This is a genomic window from Candidatus Mycoplasma mahonii, from assembly GCF_030550815.1.
Taxonomy (GTDB): domain Bacteria; phylum Bacillota_I; class Bacilli_A; order Mycoplasmatales; family Metamycoplasmataceae; genus Mycoplasma_O; species Mycoplasma_O mahonii.
The window spans coordinates 190,478-208,457 of the sequence record NZ_CP114583.1; the positions used below are offsets into that span (position 1 = coordinate 190,478).

A 17,980-nucleotide genomic window follows, 5' to 3' on the forward strand; every position below is an offset into this window, starting at 1 on the left:
TGTTGATTTAAGACCATTAACTCTTGCTTGTTCAGCATTCAGTTTATCTTGCAGAGCAGCAACCTATTTTTTGTGATTGTTTTTACTTCTTTTTGTCCACATGATACAAGTACAATTGCCATCACGGATGCAAAACATAAATTCAATCATTTTTTCTTTATAAAAACTCCTTTTCTTTAAAAACGCAACTAACTGAAGACAAGTTGTATTATGGTAAAATGCATAATCCAGATTATTCATAGTAATTAATTGATATAGGATAGACATCATTTTATGGTTGCTATGACAGTTTATGAGTTTCGCATAATTCCTTCATACATCTCTGATGTTGCAAAATTATTATATATATTAGCTAATTATTCATTTTCATGCTGAATAAAACGGTTATAAAAAAAATTATTGCATTTTTTATGCAATTAATTCTTCAATTGGGTTACTTTTGTTAGTAATTTTATTTATTTTCTGATATTTAAATGAAAATATTAATCTGCGCATTATATATACTTAGCTAAACATGTCAATATCTTTTCATCCATTATTTATGATTTGTTTATTTTGTGAGCAGAAATGATAGATTTATCAAGGCCTCTTTGTATACTTATTATTTTACTAAAATTCATAATTTATTTATCATATGCTTCTTACAACAAATATATATTTAAGTTATTGCTTCATTTCAAATAATTTGTGCCAAAACAACAAAAAATTAAGTTTTATTAAATAACACATGCTTGACATTCACTTTCCAAAATATTTTCACTACCTTCTAATGATTCTTGCCTTACTCTTACATAATAAATGGTTTTGCATTTCTTTTTAAATGCCCTAATGTAAGCTTTATTTAAGTCCCTTGTTGTTGTAGAATCAGTAACAAATAACGTTAATGATATTCCTTGATCTATGTGTTGTTGAGCAGCAGCAACAATATCAATAACCTGATTTGGTTTTATTTCATATGCCCCGTCATTATAATAAATTTCATTTTGATTATTAATTTTATATGCAGGGACATATACTCTCCCTAAACGCGCTTCTTTCCTAATCTCTACAGAAGAAACAACTGGTTGTAAAGATGGAGAACATGATGATAAATAACTAATAGAACCAGTGGGAGCTATTGCCATTAAATAAGCATTTGCAATTCCATCTTTCTTAATTTTTTTTGTCAATTCTATTCAGTCATGTTTTGTAGGAATTGCTATGTTATATTGTTCAAATTTTTCTTTGATGATTGCAGTTTTAGGTGTTCAAAAATTATCCTCACATGTTGTATATTTTTCAAAATAACTACCATCAGCCAATTTACTGTTTTCAAAATTATCAAAGGAACCATATTTGTGTGCCAGATCCAATGATGCTTTAAAAGCATGATAAGCCATTGTATAAAAGAAAATATTAGTAAAATCAATTGCTTCCTCGGAATTATAATAAATATGATTAGTAGCAAGAAAGCCATGTAAATTCATCGCACCAAGACCAATGGCATGATTGGAAGTATTTCCTTTTTCAATTGAAGGAGCGAATGAAAAATTTGAAACTCTGGATACACGATCTAATGCTTTAATGGAATCATTAACTACTTGTCCAAATTCAATCCCAGATTCCATAACTTTTGCAATGTTTAATGATGCTAAATTACAAACAATGTCTTCTCCTGTTTTTTTATATGACGAATCAGCATTATATTGACTTTCAGTACTTACTTGAAGAATTTCTGAACATAAATTGGACATGACAATTCGACCTGAGTTAGAGTTAAGTTCATTAACAGTATCATCAAACATTAAGTATGGATAACCAGATTCAAAATGTAATTCAGCAATACTTTGGAAAAGTTTGCGAGCACTAATGTATGTTTTTTTGATTTTATCGTTATTAATCATATTATCATATTCCTTAGTAATAGAAATATCGGACATAGGTTTTTTGTAAACCTTGTAGACATCATGTGGAGAAAATAAAGCCATCTTTTCATCATTTTTGGCTAACTCAAATGTTATATCAGGAATAATTATTCCTAAAGAAAGTGATTTAATTCTTATTTTTTCATCTGCATTTTCTCTTTTTGTATCTAAAAATTGTATAATTTCTGGATGATGTGCGTGCAAATAAACAGCGCCCGCTCCTTGCCTTTGTCCTAGTTGATTAGCATATGAAAAGCAATCTTCCAATAACTTCATCACAGGAACAAGGCCAGTGGATGCTCCACTGATTTTTTTAATTGGGGATCCAAATTCTCTAATATTGGTTAGACATAAAGCGACCCCGCCACCCCTTTTTGAAAGTTGAAGGGAAGAAATAATGCTTTTTCCAATTGATTCCATATTATCTTCAATACGCAATAAATAACAAGAAGAATATTCACCTCTTTGTTTTTTCCCTGCATTTAAAAATGTTGGAGTTGCCGGTTGGAATCTGCCTGTTATTATTTGTTTAATAAAACTATGAGCATCATTAAAATCGCCATTTGCTAAGAACAAAGCATTCATAACCACTCTATGTTCATAACTTTCTAAATATTTTTTATTGTCAAAAGTTTTTAAACAATAACTATCAAAAAATTTCAAAGCTCCCATGAATGAAGGGAATGAATGTTTAAAGGTATAGGCATAATTAGTTAAGTCTTCAATATGTTTATATGAATACATTCCTATTAGCTTTGCATCATAATAATCATTATCCAATAAGAAATTTAACCTGTCTTTAAAGTTTTTAAATTTTTTAGTGTTCTTTTTTACGTGTTTTCCTACGTATAATTGAGCAGCCAAAATATCCGCACCAAAGTTGTTCTCACCATTTATCTTCATTTTACTAGAAGCATTTAATGATACATATTTTTCTTGTCATTTTTTTTCTTCATTTTTTAACATTTTTCCCCTTTTCTTATCAAATCGTTTTTTTGTTGTTTATTAATTTTTCAAAATTTAATCAAAAGTTTTTGCACATCAGTGACATTTTTATTGACACCAGATAATTCCAATTTATATAAAAATGGTATATTCAATTTTTTAGATAAAATTGATCCCGCCAAACCATATGTTTCTCCGAAATTAGTGTTGCCAGTCGCTATAACGCCTTGACAATAGCTACGATTATTTTTATTATTCAAAAATGTAACTACTTGTTTAGGAATAGCTCCTTTGACAATATCTCCTCCTCCGCTATATGTGGGTACAATAATGACATAGTCTTTATTAACGGTAACTGTGTCATGTAAACTAACAGGCAGTCTCACACTTGAAAATCCCAATTTTTCAATAAAGCGGTGTGTGTTTCCTGTAGCAGAAGAGAAATAAACTAAAAGTATGTCATTAATGATGTTGTTTCTTGTGCTTTTTACATTTAACATTATTTAAAAATCTCAATCTTCATCTTCAGTTTCTTCAGAAACACCCATAACATATGAAGATCCATTTCCAGAAAAAAAATCATGATTTTCAGCAGTTTTTGACGATAATTGTGCAAACACTTCCGGAGAAATTTTCGTTTCTTCTTCGCTAAATGGTGATTCATAACCTAAATTTTGTAAAAACTTACCACCATTATAAACGGAAAATCTGATTGCATCATCAGCGATATCAAATCCGTCATACAATTCCGTTAGAAATTTTTTTTCAAGATCAATTAATTTATACAAAAGATTAAAAACAAAATCTTTCATTTCTATTTGTTTTTCAATTGAAAGTTTTGCAATTTTTTTCTGATATTTATAGCCACTATAATAATTGTGAATAACTTTGTCTCTTAGAATTAAACGAATGATGTCACTTGTGTTTGACATATGGCCTCTTGCTGATAAATAAAACGGCAAATAAAAGCCTCCATATAGTAAAAAACCTGGCATTAATGCTGCTGCTACTTTTGATTTCAAGGGATCATTGCCTGTGTAATATGGCAATAAAATACGTGCTCTTGCTTGTAAGCTTTCACAATCAACAACTCATTCTTGAGCCTTTTGAATTTGTGCAGATGAGCACAAAGTAGAAAAAATTGATCCATATGAACGAGCATGGACTCCCACCATAAAAGCAAAATTAGCATAAATAACTTGTTCGTGATCGGTTAAGGCAGAAGGAATTTGTTGAACATCTCCTACAGTAGCTTGAATTGTGTCTAATAAAGTCAACCCAGTGAAGGTCTTTGTCACAAGATTCTGTCATTTAGAATCTAATTTTCTTCAGGAAACTAGATCATTAGAAACTGGAATTTTTTCTGGAAGCCAAAAGTTTTGTGTGATTCTGTTCCAAACTTCTAAGTCTTTTTCGTCGTTGATTATATTTCAGTTAATGGATCGCAACTTTCCCTTATAATTATTTAAACAATATTCAATGGGCGATACCGACATTTTATAATATTTATCTTTCATTACTTAATCCTTTCTTATTTTTTTCGATAATAATTGTGATGCTGTTTGGTCTCAATATGAAAAAAAAAACTAAAGTGTATTTCTTGCATTGATAATATTCTCAAAAATAACTTTATACTGCTTCTTTTAAATATAATTTGTTCCTTAATATTTTGAGTTTTAAATTTTAAAATCATAATATTGTTCATAACATTACTAATATCATTAACTGTTATCTTTTTGTAAATGATATTGTCATCATAGTTCATATTTAAAATCAACCAATACATATGTTATTAACATTTCATACTCTTTATTCTTTTAGAAAATGCAACTCATGGAAGATGAGTTGCATTATAGTAAAAATACATAATTCAAATCATCCGTAATAATTAATTGATATATGATAAACCCAAATTTAAGGTTGCTAGGACAGTTTATGAGTTTTACATAATTCCTTCATATATATTTGATATTCATTTGTTGCAAAATCATTATATATATATAAATATCCCCGTAGTCAAATATGATGTTATATGTACATAACAACATAAAAAATTCCACATATTTAAAAATTTTGGATCTTTATGCGATGTTTTTTTTGTAAATAATTCTAAATGTTAATGAAATAAGTACAACTTCTATGACTAACCACACTACATATGGATACCATAAGGGAATACTTTGTTTAGATTTTATTTCAACTGCAAATGAAATTACTTTTTCGCTTTCTTTATCACGTATAACATTATTAAAGACAACACTTGACTCATTTCTTGAATAAATCTTTGTATACTATCAATATTTTTTTGGCTACTTGAATATGATGCTCCAAAACATTCTACCCCAATGTGAAGATGGATCAATCCATTTAATAACATCATAAACTTGTACTGAATTAGCATCAGCCATTTTATCATACAGCGAATTAACATCATTATCAGTTCCCATATTAGATTTGCTAGCAATTCCTTTATCTATATTTAGCTTAGATGATTTATCAATATTTAACACTTGCACTATTTTAGATTCACTGATTACTTTTAAAAATGCACTCAAACCAAACAACATATAAGATCCTGTGCTAAATAAACAAAACATAATATCAATAAAAGCTTTATCTTTAAGGGAAATACTAAGATTTAATGCAATGGCACCTACAATTAATCTTATTAATATTTCAATTAATATTGTTACTATTGGCGCTGTAATGTTATATTTACCATCAATAAAATAGATTATTGATAAGGGAACAAGAATTTCGATTATCGATACAATTACTATCATGGTAAATAGTGCTAATGTTCCTTCTGTAATCATTTTTTTCTTAAGCACAGGCTTTGATTGCAATATTAATAGATTTTATCTTCAATTTCATCCCTGAATATTTGACTAGTCTTATATGAAATAAATATTAGGAAGATAGCGAAAGTTAGGAAAGCAATAAAACCATATACATATAAAGGTAAAACTGTTTTTATGGCATCAAACACAAATGCCCACATAATGATGCAAAAAAACCAGTAACATATGTTGAAATAAATTTCACCATTTTATTTAGTGTATATTTATAAAAATCATTATTGAAATTCCTTTTCATAGATGTCCTGAATTGATATTTTATAAAACTCAATTTTATCCATATCACTTTTTTACTTGCTAACTCAGCTACTAAGCTATAAATAGATTTTTTTGTTTTATCAATAGCCTTAATGTATTGGACTTCCTTTTCCATTTTCATTTTTTATACCACTAATCACTTTAGCTTCATTTTTTGAATTAACATATATTTTTAGACTGTATGTTTTCGTAGTTTTCATTCTTTTAGAAATAGTATCAATGGTGCCTGAATATAAGAAATTCTTTTTTTGGCTTCTATTGTATTACAATCATAACCACATACTAAAATCTTTGATTTTTTTGTTCTTGTAGTGTAAGCATCAATAATATTTTTAATTGTTGTAGTTTTTCGGCATCGTTTGGCCTCAATAAACCATGTATCTCACCATTTTTTACTTTAAAAGAAACATTAGAAACAGTTTCTTAATTATGTTTGTCTTAATCAAAAAAAGATAAAAATATGAGAGATTTAGATTATTCAAATTTAATTAAACAAACTGGTGTTGAAATTGAACAAAAGCAAAACAATTTACCATAGTAATATGGTTTTTATTAAAATTTTATTTTAACTTTTATTTATATAATGTTAAAAGGAGGTACTAATGGCAATATTATTAGATGGTAAAAAGTTAAGAGAGAAAAAATACTCAGAAATAGTCAAAAGAGTTAGTAATTTAAAAAATAAAGGTATTACTCCTCATCTTGCCGTTGTGCAAGTGGGTAATGATATGGCCTCTTCTATTTACATTAAACATAAGGAAAATGCCTGCAAGAATATGGGCATTAATTTCACAAAAATAAATTTAGAAGATTCTATAAGTTATAAGAAGCTCAAGGACGAAGTTGCTAAACTAAATGAAAATCCTTTAATTCATGGCATTATAATTCAATTTCCTCTTCCAAAGCAACTCACCGATAAAAATATTAATGCTTTAGTTGATGTTTGAAAAGATGCTGATGGTATTCACCCATTCAATCAAGGTGTGCACATGACAAGAGTTAATACTTATGCTCCTAAATCATGTACTCCTAATGGAATCATGGAATTTTTTAAAGAATATAAAATTGATTTAGAGGGAAAACATGTTGTTGTTGTTGGAAGGTCAAACATTGTTGGAAGACCAATTGCTTATTTAATGGCTAATGAAAATGCCACATTATCACTTTTACATTCTAGAACAACAAAAATAGATTTTCATGCTGAAATTCAAGTTGCGGATATTATTATTTTAGCTACAGGTCAACAAGACATTATTACTCCAGATATGGTGAAGCAAGATGTTATTATCATTGATGTTGGAATCACAAAAACATCCGAAGGAAGACTTCGAGGAGATGTTTTATATAAAGACTTTATGGATAAAGCTTCATATATAACCCCGGTGCCCGGTGGTGTTGGACCCATGACTGTCACAATGCTGATCATTAATGTTGTTGAATTAGCTGAAAAGAGTATTAAGAGAAAATAAATAAGAAGATATTGATCAAAATATTTATTATTAATTTATATATATTAATTACACTATTTTTTCTATGTTTAAAATAGAAAATTACTAATATCAATGAGCATAACAGAAATTTTATAAGAAAGTATAGACAAGCTATTCAAGATCTAGACTTTTATTTTCATAATATCCACAAGCTTGTTGTAAGAGATATTTCAGATACGGATAGCGTTTATTCTTTTATATATAATCGGTGGCCCTTTATTAAAAACAATAATATTTATAGATCTTGATTTGATCTTGCTTTAACTATATTTAAAAATAAAAACCAAATAAAGTAAAATTTAGAGCAAAGCATAATCATTCATTATTAAGATCAATTATACATTGTGGCTAGATTATGACATTAGGATTTAGTCAAGAGCCTTTGGGAGTAAATACAAGAATAAGATAACATTTGGAGCCAAATTACAATACCTAATAGTTAGAATCATATTTTTAAATTTTATTATCAAGTAAGAAAGGAAAATCTTTAAACAAATAATTTATTTCGTAAATTCTTAAAATATATATAATTCAATTACAACAATCATAAAATATAGATTTACTGAAAAAATCAAAACCAGAACAAAACAAGAGAAATATATTTGTGAAAAAATTATCAAGCAACCTAATATGCATATAAAAAATTTAGAAGATTTTTCTGCTATTTTTAAATGCTCAAAGTCCCCTGTTACAAGATTGTCTCAATCTTTAGGATTTCCCTCTTTTCAACATTTTTTTATGAGTTATATGATCAAGAAAATAAAGTTATGAGACATGAAAATAATGACATGGTATGATATAAAGAGCCATCATTAAAATTAGCGTGCAGTTTAAAAAGGAAAATTATTTATTTTCAATTCAAGAAGAACAAAATCCATAGGGAAGTTGATGAGTGAAAGATTTAATAATATTGATATTGATAATGAATATTATCACGACTCTTGGGAAGAACCATACAAGATCAAGTCAAAAGAATTTCTATTAATGATACAGTTATTTTGATAGCAATGAATGGAGCATCGCATCTTGGTGATAAGATTTTACAAGATCTCAAGAAATGTAAAAACATTAGGAAAATTATTGTTTTGACTGCCTCCCATGAAATCCACCCACATGAAAAAATTGAATATTTTTCTTTATCACGAATAGACAAAATAAATTATCAAGTTGACACTTTTGAAAGGTATATTTTTGTTGCCGCTAGAATGATCAGTTTTATTATATGTTTATTAAATGATATATATAAAATACATAAGAAAAATAAATAATTTTTTGAAAAATAGTGATTATTTTACATCATGAATAATTTCTATAAAATCTATTATAATTTTATTATGAAAAAAATTATTGCATTTGATATCGGCGGAAATGGTGTTCAATTTAAATGTGGAAATTATGAAGGTTCTTTTTCTACTATTAATAAAGATAAAGATTTTATATTAAAAAAAATGTCTTCTTTGATAAAAAGACAAAAAGCAACTCACGTTGGCATTTCATCTCCATGTGTTGTAAATTCAAAAACAGGTTATTTAAAAGGACTTTCAGGAATAAAAAATTGGGGTGATTTTAATTTATACGATAGTTTAAGGTCTTTATCCGGAGATGTTGTTATAAAAGCTGTTAATGATGCAAACGCAGCTTTACTTGGTGTTTTATCTTTAGATGAAAATAAAAAATATAAAAATGCGCTAATGATAACGATTGGAACCGGTATTGGAGGAGGTGTTTTTATTAATGGAGATATTTATAATGGAACAAATGGATTCGCAGGAGAATTTGGTTATGGACTAACACAAAATAATGCAGAAAGAAAAAATGTTTCCCTAATATCTTCAGCAAATGCCCTTATGTCAAGAATCAATTCCAAAAACCATGCTATCATTGCAAAAAGTGCAAAAAGTGCATTAAACAGCAATAACGAATTAATCAAAAAAGAAGTAGAAAAATGATTCGAGGACATTGCTAAATTAACTATTACAAAATGATACGATTTTGATCCAGAAGTAATATTTTTGGCTGGAGGAGTATCTAATCATAAAGATTTAGAACCTATTTTAAAAAAATTCATAAAAAATATTTGTTCAGACTACGGTTATGAATATATACCTCATATAAAAATATCTAAAATTAAAAATACGGGAATCTTGGGAGCAGAAACTTTATTTAAAAATTTATAACAAGATTAAATTTTTGATTTTTATTAAATTGGTTAGACGTATTTTGAATTAATAGGAATTTTTTCCATAATATGTATTTTTATCTTTTTATATTTATAATTCAAAAGTAAATAATATTTAGGAGATTTTATGAAATTCAAAATTCACTTAGTTCCTCACACACATTGAGATAGAGAATGGTATTTTACATTTGATTCATCCAATGTATTGTTAAATAATGCCCTTAATGATTTGAAGCATCATAAAAATCAAAAATGACTAATTGATGGGCAGTGATCTTTGTTGGATGACTATATTAAATGAAACCCCAATAAAAAAAATATTATAAAAAAATTGTTAAGGAAAAAATCAATAACGTCTGGACCTTTATATTCTCAACCAGATGTTTTTAATTCACAAGCAGAAACTATTTTTAGAAATTTTGAAATAGGAAAAAACGTGGCTGATTCTTTTGGGATAAAACAAGTAAAAACGGCTTATTTACCTGATACATTTGGATTCGGAGAAAATATACCACAAATATTCAATTTGTCCGGAATTACTAATTTTGTTTTTTGAAGAGGATTATGTCAAGATCAATTGGATAAAAGTGACCATTTTATTTGAGAAGGTCCAAATAACTCAAAGTTAAAATCATTTGTATTAAGGGAAGGATACTATGCTCTTGGAATGTATTATCCATATAACAAAAATAAACTTAATAAAATGAAAAAAAATCCAAATATATTTTTGGGAAAAGTCCAAAAATTAATATCTACTATGAAAGTGGATGGTGAAAATAGTTTGATTTTACCTCTTGGAGGAGATCAAGCGCCTTTCATGATTGATCAAAACAACTTTGTTAATGAATTGAATAAAATATCTGATAAATATGAATTTATTTTGGAATCAAGTTATGATGATTACTTTAAGGACAAAAAGATCAATAGCAAAATATGCGGAGACTTAAGAGAACCGATAACTGGAAAAATTCACAGAACAATTACATCTTCTAGATATGATATTAAAAAAACTTTTAGAAATATAGAAGATTCATTATATTACTTATTAGAACCCCTGGAAATATATTACAAACAATTTGATAGAAACTATGACTTTGAAAATTTTAAAAACGAGAACATAATGAAACCAATGTTAATCGCACAAACTCATGATTCTCTGGGGGGTTGTAATACCGATATAACAAACAACCATCAAATGAATAGAATTGAAAGAGTTAATGAGAATATTTTTTCACAAATAGATTTACTTATAAAAAAAATAATTCAAGAAAGAAATATCAAAGAAGAAAACATAATAATCTTTAATCCCGCTCCATTTAAAACTAGTTTAGTTCAGAAAAAAATAATTTATTCTGCAGTGAATAAAGCAATAAATATATCAAATAAAAATTTCTCTATTTTTACAATAAAGTCAGAAAACATTTCATTAAATCCCAATAAACCATTATATAAACAAGAAACAATCATAATAGCCAATAATTTAAAACCACTTTCTTTTAATGTGTTTAATGTTGCAATGTCTGATGATAGTAAAATAAAATTAACAACTAAAAGCATAGTTCAAAATTATTTCGAAATAAGTAAAAATGTTCATTTTAAATTAAAACTGATTGAAGATAATGGAGATTCTTATGATTTCAGCCCTGGTAAAGATATTCCCTTGAAATTAGAAAATGTTTTCCTTAAAAAAACTTCAATCAAAAAAATAGATATATATATATTATATGGTTTCATAAATAAATCGTTCTTTGAAGTGTTTGCATCAAAAATAAATGGCAATTTTGAATTTGAAATAAATTTAGATAATAAGTTGAAAAATACAAAATTATCATTGATATTTCCAAAAAATACCAAAATAAAAAAATCTTTAAATCTTACATTAACAGATTTTGAGTATAAAGACATTCCGAATAATTGAGAAGACAAATATCAAGAATATCCCGCTAATGTTGGAGCGAATGATGGGCTGATATCTTTTAACGGGATAAACATTTTAACATCGGGAACTAATGAAGTCTTTAATCATAAAGATAAAATGGAATTAACATTATTTAGAACATATGATAAAGTTACAAAAGGAAATATGGAGTGAAGAAAAACCACAAGTGGATTAAGTTGATCAGAAGATTCAATTGATTCTCAGTTGCAAAAAAAACTCACATTTCATTTGGGGTTATATAAATCAGAGCCAATTAATTCTCTTAACATGTTTAAATATAAACCTTATATATATAAAGAACAATCAAGAAATTTTACTGCTAATAAAATGACAAAATTTGTGATCAATAATATTATCAATAAACAAAAAAAGATTATAACGGTTGATTTTTGTAAAGATGTTTTTATATCTTCAATGAGGCAAAATGGAAAAAATATAATTGTCAGAGCTGCAAATATGAAAAACAAAAATATCAAAGCGATATTTAAAATAAATAATCATGCACATGGATATGATTTTAAACCATACGAAATAAAATTATTTACATTAAATATAAAGGAGAATTATGAATAATAAAAAGTTAAATGTACATATGGTACAACACACACACTGGGATAGAGAATGGTATTTTACATCAGATGATAGTAGGACAATGTTATATTATGATATGAAATTTCTTATAGAATATTTAGAAAATCATGATGATAAATTTACGTTTGATGGTCAGTCTTCCATTATTGACGATTTCTTAAAATTTTCTCCCGATTGAGAAGATCGTTTCAAAAGAGTTGTCAAAGATGGAAAAATTTTGATTGGACCTTTTTATACTCAAACTGACAATGTTTTACCCAATGGCGAATCTATAATTCGAAACATTGAAATAGGCAATGCAATGGCAAAAAAGATTGGTCACAGTATGCAAGTTGGATATTTACCAGACACATTTGGGCATAATAATCAAACACCTCAAATTTTAAGACTGAATGGCATAGACAATTTTTCCTTTTATAGAGGTTTAGATCCAGAAGACACAAATGACACACTTTATTTTACATATAAAGGATTAGATGGTAGTGAAGTATTGGGCCATTGGCAAACCCACTATTCAACAAAAGGCGGTGCTTTTGATTACACATTAGAAGCATTTGATAAGAATATTGTTAGTGACTATGAAAAACCAGGAGAATTTTCTCCATCTGTAAAATCTTATGCAAAAAGAAATCACAGCTTGCCTATAGCCATTCCAGTTGGCAGTGATCAAAAACCATTTAGAAAAGAAGTAAAAAATATTTTAAAAGATTTAAATAAAAAATATATAGAATTTAACTTCATTGCTTCTGATTATGAAACTATGATTAAGGAAATCGTTAAAGATGTAAAAGAAAACAAAATTGAACTACCAATTATTCAAACAGAATTAAGACAAGCTTTAACCGGTAGAGTTCACCGAAGTGTTTTATCATCAAGAATGGATATAAAGCAACTGATTTTTGAATTAGAAACACTCCTTATTGATACATTTGAACCACTATCAATTTTATGTACTATGAATGGGATTGATGTTCCATGAAAAATAATAGAACACTCTTGAAAAGAGTTATTTAAATCATCTGCTCATGATTCATATGGAACAACTAATGAAGATTTCTCCAATCTAAAATTAAAATCTAGACTTGTTAATGCTATTAGAACATCCAATGGCGCTATAGCAATGTTGACCAGAATTTACGCTAATTCTATTATCAAAGAAAAAAAAGATGCATATAATAAACTTATTTTATTTAATTTTCTTCCTAAAAAATATAGTGGTATATATCAATTTACAACTACAGTTAAATCTGGATTTGAAAATAATAAATTTAAAATATTTGATGATAAAAAAGAAATCACATATTCAATTTTAAAGAGAAATAATGTGGGAACACACGAAAGAGATGCTTTAACTTTGTTAATTAACGTTGAAGATGTAGCTGCTTTTTCGCACAAATTATTATCAATTAAATATTTTAAAAATAAACAATATAATTTAACACAAAAAGATGAAATATCTAAAAACGGAGTATATATTCAAGTAAAAAATAATACTATTATCATTAATAATTCAGGAAAAATAAGCAAAAACATGTTTAAAGTAGCAATGGATCCATCTGTCGGAGATACATATGATCATTCTCCCATTACTCATAACGATAAAAAATATTTATTAAATAATTATGATATTATTGAAACTAACAAGGAGGCAGGGTACATTAAATTTAAGGCAAGTGGAATCATCCCTACAACAAAAAATAATTGAGAAAACAATATCGCTACAGAAAAACAAGAACTAACTATTCAATTAACAATAGTGAATAAAAATATTCATGCTAAAATAATTGTCCAAAATAATATCGACGATGGAAGAATGATTTTAATTGTAGATTCTTTTTCTGATTCAGAGGCTTGAAAACACGACCAACAATTTGGTACATATAAAAGGAATATTCATAATAAGTATATGGACACATGAAAAAAACCAAATAAATACGGATACAAATGAGATGAATATCCAACAAATCTTTCTCCACATCAATCATTTATAACTAATAATGAATCCAATTTTACTATATATACAAAAGGGACCAAGGAACACGAATTAATAAAATATAACAATAAAAATCAATTTGCCATTACTTTATATCGTGCTTTTGGTGTATTTGGAAGATCAAAGTTTTTATATAGACCCGGAAGAGGATCAGGAGCACATACAGATGCACCAGATTGCCAAATGAAGAATGATGTTCTTGAGTTTGATTTTATATTTGTTTTCAGTAAAGTTAATGAGTATCAACAGTTTGAATATGCCAAACAATTAGCTAATAAAACATTTTATATACCAAGACAATGAGGCCTTGATAGAACCATTCTTCGTTGGGACACAAATATAGATTATTATGATAAAACAAAAAAAAGAGGAAAGAAATTAGACATTCCACAAAAAATATTAAATAATAATTTTATATCTACTGCTCTATATAAAGATCCAAATAACAGAATTATCGCTAGATTTCTAAATTTAGGAAAAGAAATTATTATTCCAGGATTAGACTATAAAATTTCAAGAAATGTTGTAGAATTTAAAAACAAAGATGTGTCCGTACCCACTTATGGACTTATAAATGTTTGGATCAGGGAGGACTAATGATTTTCAATATACAACACATTTTTTTAGATAAAAAATTTAAAATAAAAAAAGAACTTTTTGATTTTCTTGGAGAAGAAGCTGTTAAAAAAGGTGTTTCAAATAGTTCAAAAGCAATTATAGATTCTTTCTTAAAGAGAGAAAATGAAGGAACAACTGGGTTTGAAGATGGGTTCGCTATTCCTCATGCAAGAGTTGCTGAGGTGGCAAATCCGTCTATATTTATTATTAGGAATGCCAATAAATTTGATGATTGAGATTCATTAGATCATAACGGAGTTAAATATTTAATTGCATTAATGATACCCAGTGAAGCTGGGTCCCTTCATATGGAAATTCTTTCTTCTATAGCGACAAAATTAATGAGTGAAGATTTCAGAAAGATTATAAAAACGGGTAACAATAAAGAAATATTTAAAGAATTTGATATTTTATTATCTAATATTTCCAAAAAAGAAAAACCAATTAAAAAACATATCAATTCAGATAAAAAAACATTGATAGGTATTTCTGCTTGTCCCGCAGGAATTGCTCACACATTTATGGCTAAACAGAAAATGGTAGATGCTGCTAATGAGTTGGGAATGAATGCCAAATGAGAAACACAAGGGGCAAATGGGAAAAAAAGTGCTCTTTCAAAAGAAGATATTGACAATGCAGACACAATAATAATAGCAACAGACATAGAATTAGATCTTACTAGATTTATAGGCAAAAATATTTTGATCACTAGTACAAACGATGCAATAAAAAATGGCGCCAAATTAATAAAGAGAGCCAAAAAAGATGCTTATAAATATAATGGAATTAATGATAACCATAAAAATTTTTTATTTTCCTTCTTTTCTTTAATGAAAAAATCTTTTCATTCTTCCTTCGGAAGACCATGAGTTTATTTATCAATTACTGGCTTAATGCTTTCATTATTTGCTTTAATTGGGAATTCTATGTATGGAACAGATTGATCCATTGATCCTGAAGGAAGGAATCAAACTTTATTCAAATTACAAGAGATATCTAAATTTGCATTATATTTATCAATGCCATTTATAGCTGGTAAAATTGCAAAAAATGCCACAAATAGAGAAGAGGCATTTGCGCTCGTTTTCATTGCCACGCTACTAATGAATATGCCAACATTTATGACTGGATGAAATGCCATAACTGGTGGTGAACAGCAAAATGTTAATATCTTTTTCGAATGAAACGGATTATTTTCAAAAGAAGAATTGAATCATGGCTCAAACATAATAGGTGCGATAGTAATAACATTTTTATCAATATTATTATTTAAAGCTATTTTTGGTATAAAATGTTTTATTGATTTAAAATTCAAAGGAAGAGTATCTCATTATGTAATAGGAGGTTATTCTCATTTCCTAACAATTCTTATTCCTTCCATTGTGATTTTAATTGGAATAGTATTTACTTTTGGAGCCCCTCTTTCTTTTGTGTCCTCAAAAATTACATACGGAATTGTAGACTATGCTTCTGATCACTGATGATTAAAATTCATCATAGGTGGATGTTTTGGGATATTGATTGCTTCTGATTTAGGTGGAATAATTAATAAAGTCGGTCTAATTTCTTTGATTGGACTGGCTCAATATGATTTAAAGTTTGCTGCTCTTATTGCAGTTGGTATTCCGGTCGCTTCAATTGGTTATGGATTTTCTTATTCTTTATTTAAAAATAAATATAAAGATATAGATGCAAAAGATGCATGCCTATCTTTCAAAAAAGGATTAAATGGAATGACTGAGGGTCCGTTGTTTTTAACAAATAAATACGGGCTTAGAGTGATAATCCCCAATTTGCTTTCTACATTTTTAGCTACTGGATTATCATTAATGTTGGGACTTTATGTTTTTAAAGGAGGGCACATAGGGATTCTATTTTTAGGGGCACAGGCAGATTTATCTCACGCAAATAGTATTTCATGATTGGATACACTTCTTCCAAAAGGAGATGGATTCATAACTGCAATTTGCTCTATAACTTATGGAATTATTGGATATTATTTAGTTATGTTTTTATCTTGTGTTACTTATGCAGGAATTTCAAGAATAACTTTTGCATTGCCTGGTCCAAAAAAAGTGTTTAAATAGAATAGCAAAAAATGACAATTAATAAAAAAATAGAAGAAATAAAAAAATTGAAAAGGTAGTTTTTATCATTGCATTCCTTATTGCCCTGCAAGGAGTTCTTCTTTAGCTAGTTCAACTTGTCGATAACTTATTTATTGGCAAGCTTCAATTTGCAAAAGATTATGGAATGATTATTTTCCCATATTTATTAATTATTTAGTTATCATTTTTCCTTTTTTGTTTAGAGAAAACAAAAAAACAAAATTGTCTATGTATGTTCATGTGTTGTTATTGTTTGTAAATTCATCTTTGAATTATCCCTTTATGTATACGTTTGGATGAGGAATTAAAAGTTCTGCTTATGCAATATTAATCTGAACTCATCTTATAAAATTCCTGCTGCAGAAACGGGCTCAGTGGGTATTGCAAGTATATTGAACAACCTTGTTTATTAGTTCAAGATAGTCATTAAAATGTTAAAATATATTTATCATTATTTGATAAAGACTTTTGAATTAAACTTATTTAGAGGATTAAGCATAATTTATCTAAAATGTTTAAAAGCAAAAATTCCTACTAAATAATTCTGCGCACCATTTCTATCTTAAAAGTGTTCGATTATGTTAAAATTATTATAATGATTGATGGAAGCTATTCTTGAATTATTTCTTTACTGCTAACACTAACACTAATACTTATATATTACACTTCAAATATTTATTTTGGGTATATATATTGAATAGTCGGTGTTTCATTTATATTAAAAACACTTATTCTAAATATATTTTTGAATAAAAAAATTGACAGCTATAAATCATTATTAAAAAAGGAGGTAAAAAATGTCTAAAATATTATTTCCCCAAACTTTCTTTGAGGTAACGCTTGATCCACTAAAGAAACTAAAGGATTGGGTATGACAAAAAAGGCTTCATATCAAATAAATATAGAATTGCATTTATTAAACGAGCATCTTTTTCACCTTCATAGATTATGATGTTAATGTAATGGGTTTGCATCTTTGATGTGCTAGCTTGTTGGTCTTGAAATAATGTTTTCAAAAGATACATACCGTGACTGAAGTTAACACAAATATCACGGAAAAAATTATAAAAGCTTTAGGTTATTTTTTAAGGACACAA

General features: G+C 27.5%; 11 protein-coding genes. 6 read left to right on the forward strand and 5 right to left on the reverse strand.

Features of this window, described 5'->3' with window-relative positions:
* Positions 1-716: 716 nt before the first annotated feature.
* The 5 genes from nrdE to O3I44_RS00945 all read right to left on the reverse strand — a co-directional run bounded on the left by nrdE (position 717) and on the right by O3I44_RS00945 (position 6,080).
* Positions 717-2,870 carry a class 1b ribonucleoside-diphosphate reductase subunit alpha gene (nrdE, locus tag O3I44_RS00925; protein WP_303717323.1) on the reverse strand — a complete coding sequence of 718 codons (2,154 nt, stop codon included), beginning with the start codon at positions 2,868-2,870 and terminating at the stop codon, positions 717-719.
* On the reverse strand, positions 2,864-3,349 hold the full coding sequence (gene nrdI / locus O3I44_RS00930) for a class Ib ribonucleoside-diphosphate reductase assembly flavoprotein NrdI (RefSeq protein WP_303717324.1): 486 nt from the start codon (positions 3,347-3,349) through the stop codon (positions 2,864-2,866). The genes nrdE and nrdI overlap by 7 nt, the downstream gene beginning before the upstream one ends.
* Positions 3,350-3,352: 3 nt before the next feature.
* The gene (gene nrdF / locus O3I44_RS00935) at positions 3,353-4,366 is read right to left on the reverse strand and encodes a class 1b ribonucleoside-diphosphate reductase subunit beta (protein ID WP_303717325.1); all 1,014 of its coding nucleotides are present in this window, start codon (positions 4,364-4,366) and stop codon (positions 3,353-3,355) included.
* A 792-nt stretch (positions 4,367-5,158) separates the two neighbouring features.
* Positions 5,159-5,695 (reverse strand): hypothetical protein, encoded by a 537-nt coding sequence (locus O3I44_RS00940; RefSeq protein ID WP_303717326.1) that lies wholly within the window; start codon positions 5,693-5,695, stop codon positions 5,159-5,161.
* 127 nt (positions 5,696-5,822) lie between these two features.
* Complete coding sequence (locus O3I44_RS00945) at positions 5,823-6,080, reverse strand: hypothetical protein (RefSeq protein ID WP_303717327.1); 258 nt, start codon at positions 6,078-6,080, stop codon at positions 5,823-5,825.
* Positions 6,081-6,567: 487 nt separating this feature from the next.
* Here O3I44_RS00945 and O3I44_RS00950 point away from each other — a divergent pair, with 487 nt between their 5' ends.
* From O3I44_RS00950 to O3I44_RS00975, 6 genes are all read left to right on the forward strand, one after another.
* Positions 6,568-7,434, forward strand: a complete 867-nt coding sequence (locus O3I44_RS00950; RefSeq protein ID WP_303717328.1) for a bifunctional 5,10-methylenetetrahydrofolate dehydrogenase/5,10-methenyltetrahydrofolate cyclohydrolase — start codon at positions 6,568-6,570, stop codon at positions 7,432-7,434.
* Between the two features lie 962 nt (positions 7,435-8,396).
* Positions 8,397-8,723, forward strand: a complete 327-nt coding sequence (locus tag O3I44_RS00955; RefSeq protein WP_303717329.1) for a hypothetical protein — start codon at positions 8,397-8,399, stop codon at positions 8,721-8,723.
* A 66-nt stretch (positions 8,724-8,789) separates the two neighbouring features.
* Positions 8,790-9,632 (forward strand): ROK family protein, encoded by an 843-nt coding sequence (locus tag O3I44_RS00960; protein ID WP_303717330.1) that lies wholly within the window; start codon positions 8,790-8,792, stop codon positions 9,630-9,632.
* Positions 9,633-9,761: 129 nt separating this feature from the next.
* Entirely contained in the window at positions 9,762-12,146 is a 2,385-nt protein-coding gene (locus O3I44_RS00965) for a glycoside hydrolase family 38 N-terminal domain-containing protein (RefSeq protein ID WP_303717331.1), read from the forward strand.
* Positions 12,139-14,754 carry a glycoside hydrolase family 38 N-terminal domain-containing protein gene (locus O3I44_RS00970; RefSeq protein ID WP_303717332.1) on the forward strand — a complete coding sequence of 872 codons (2,616 nt, stop codon included), beginning with the start codon at positions 12,139-12,141 and terminating at the stop codon, positions 14,752-14,754. The genes O3I44_RS00965 and O3I44_RS00970 overlap by 8 nt, the downstream gene beginning before the upstream one ends.
* Entirely contained in the window at positions 14,754-16,862 is a 2,109-nt protein-coding gene (locus tag O3I44_RS00975) for a fructose PTS transporter subunit IIA (RefSeq protein ID WP_303717333.1), read from the forward strand. The genes O3I44_RS00970 and O3I44_RS00975 overlap by 1 nt, the downstream gene beginning before the upstream one ends.
* Positions 16,863-17,980: the final 1,118 nt, after the last annotated feature.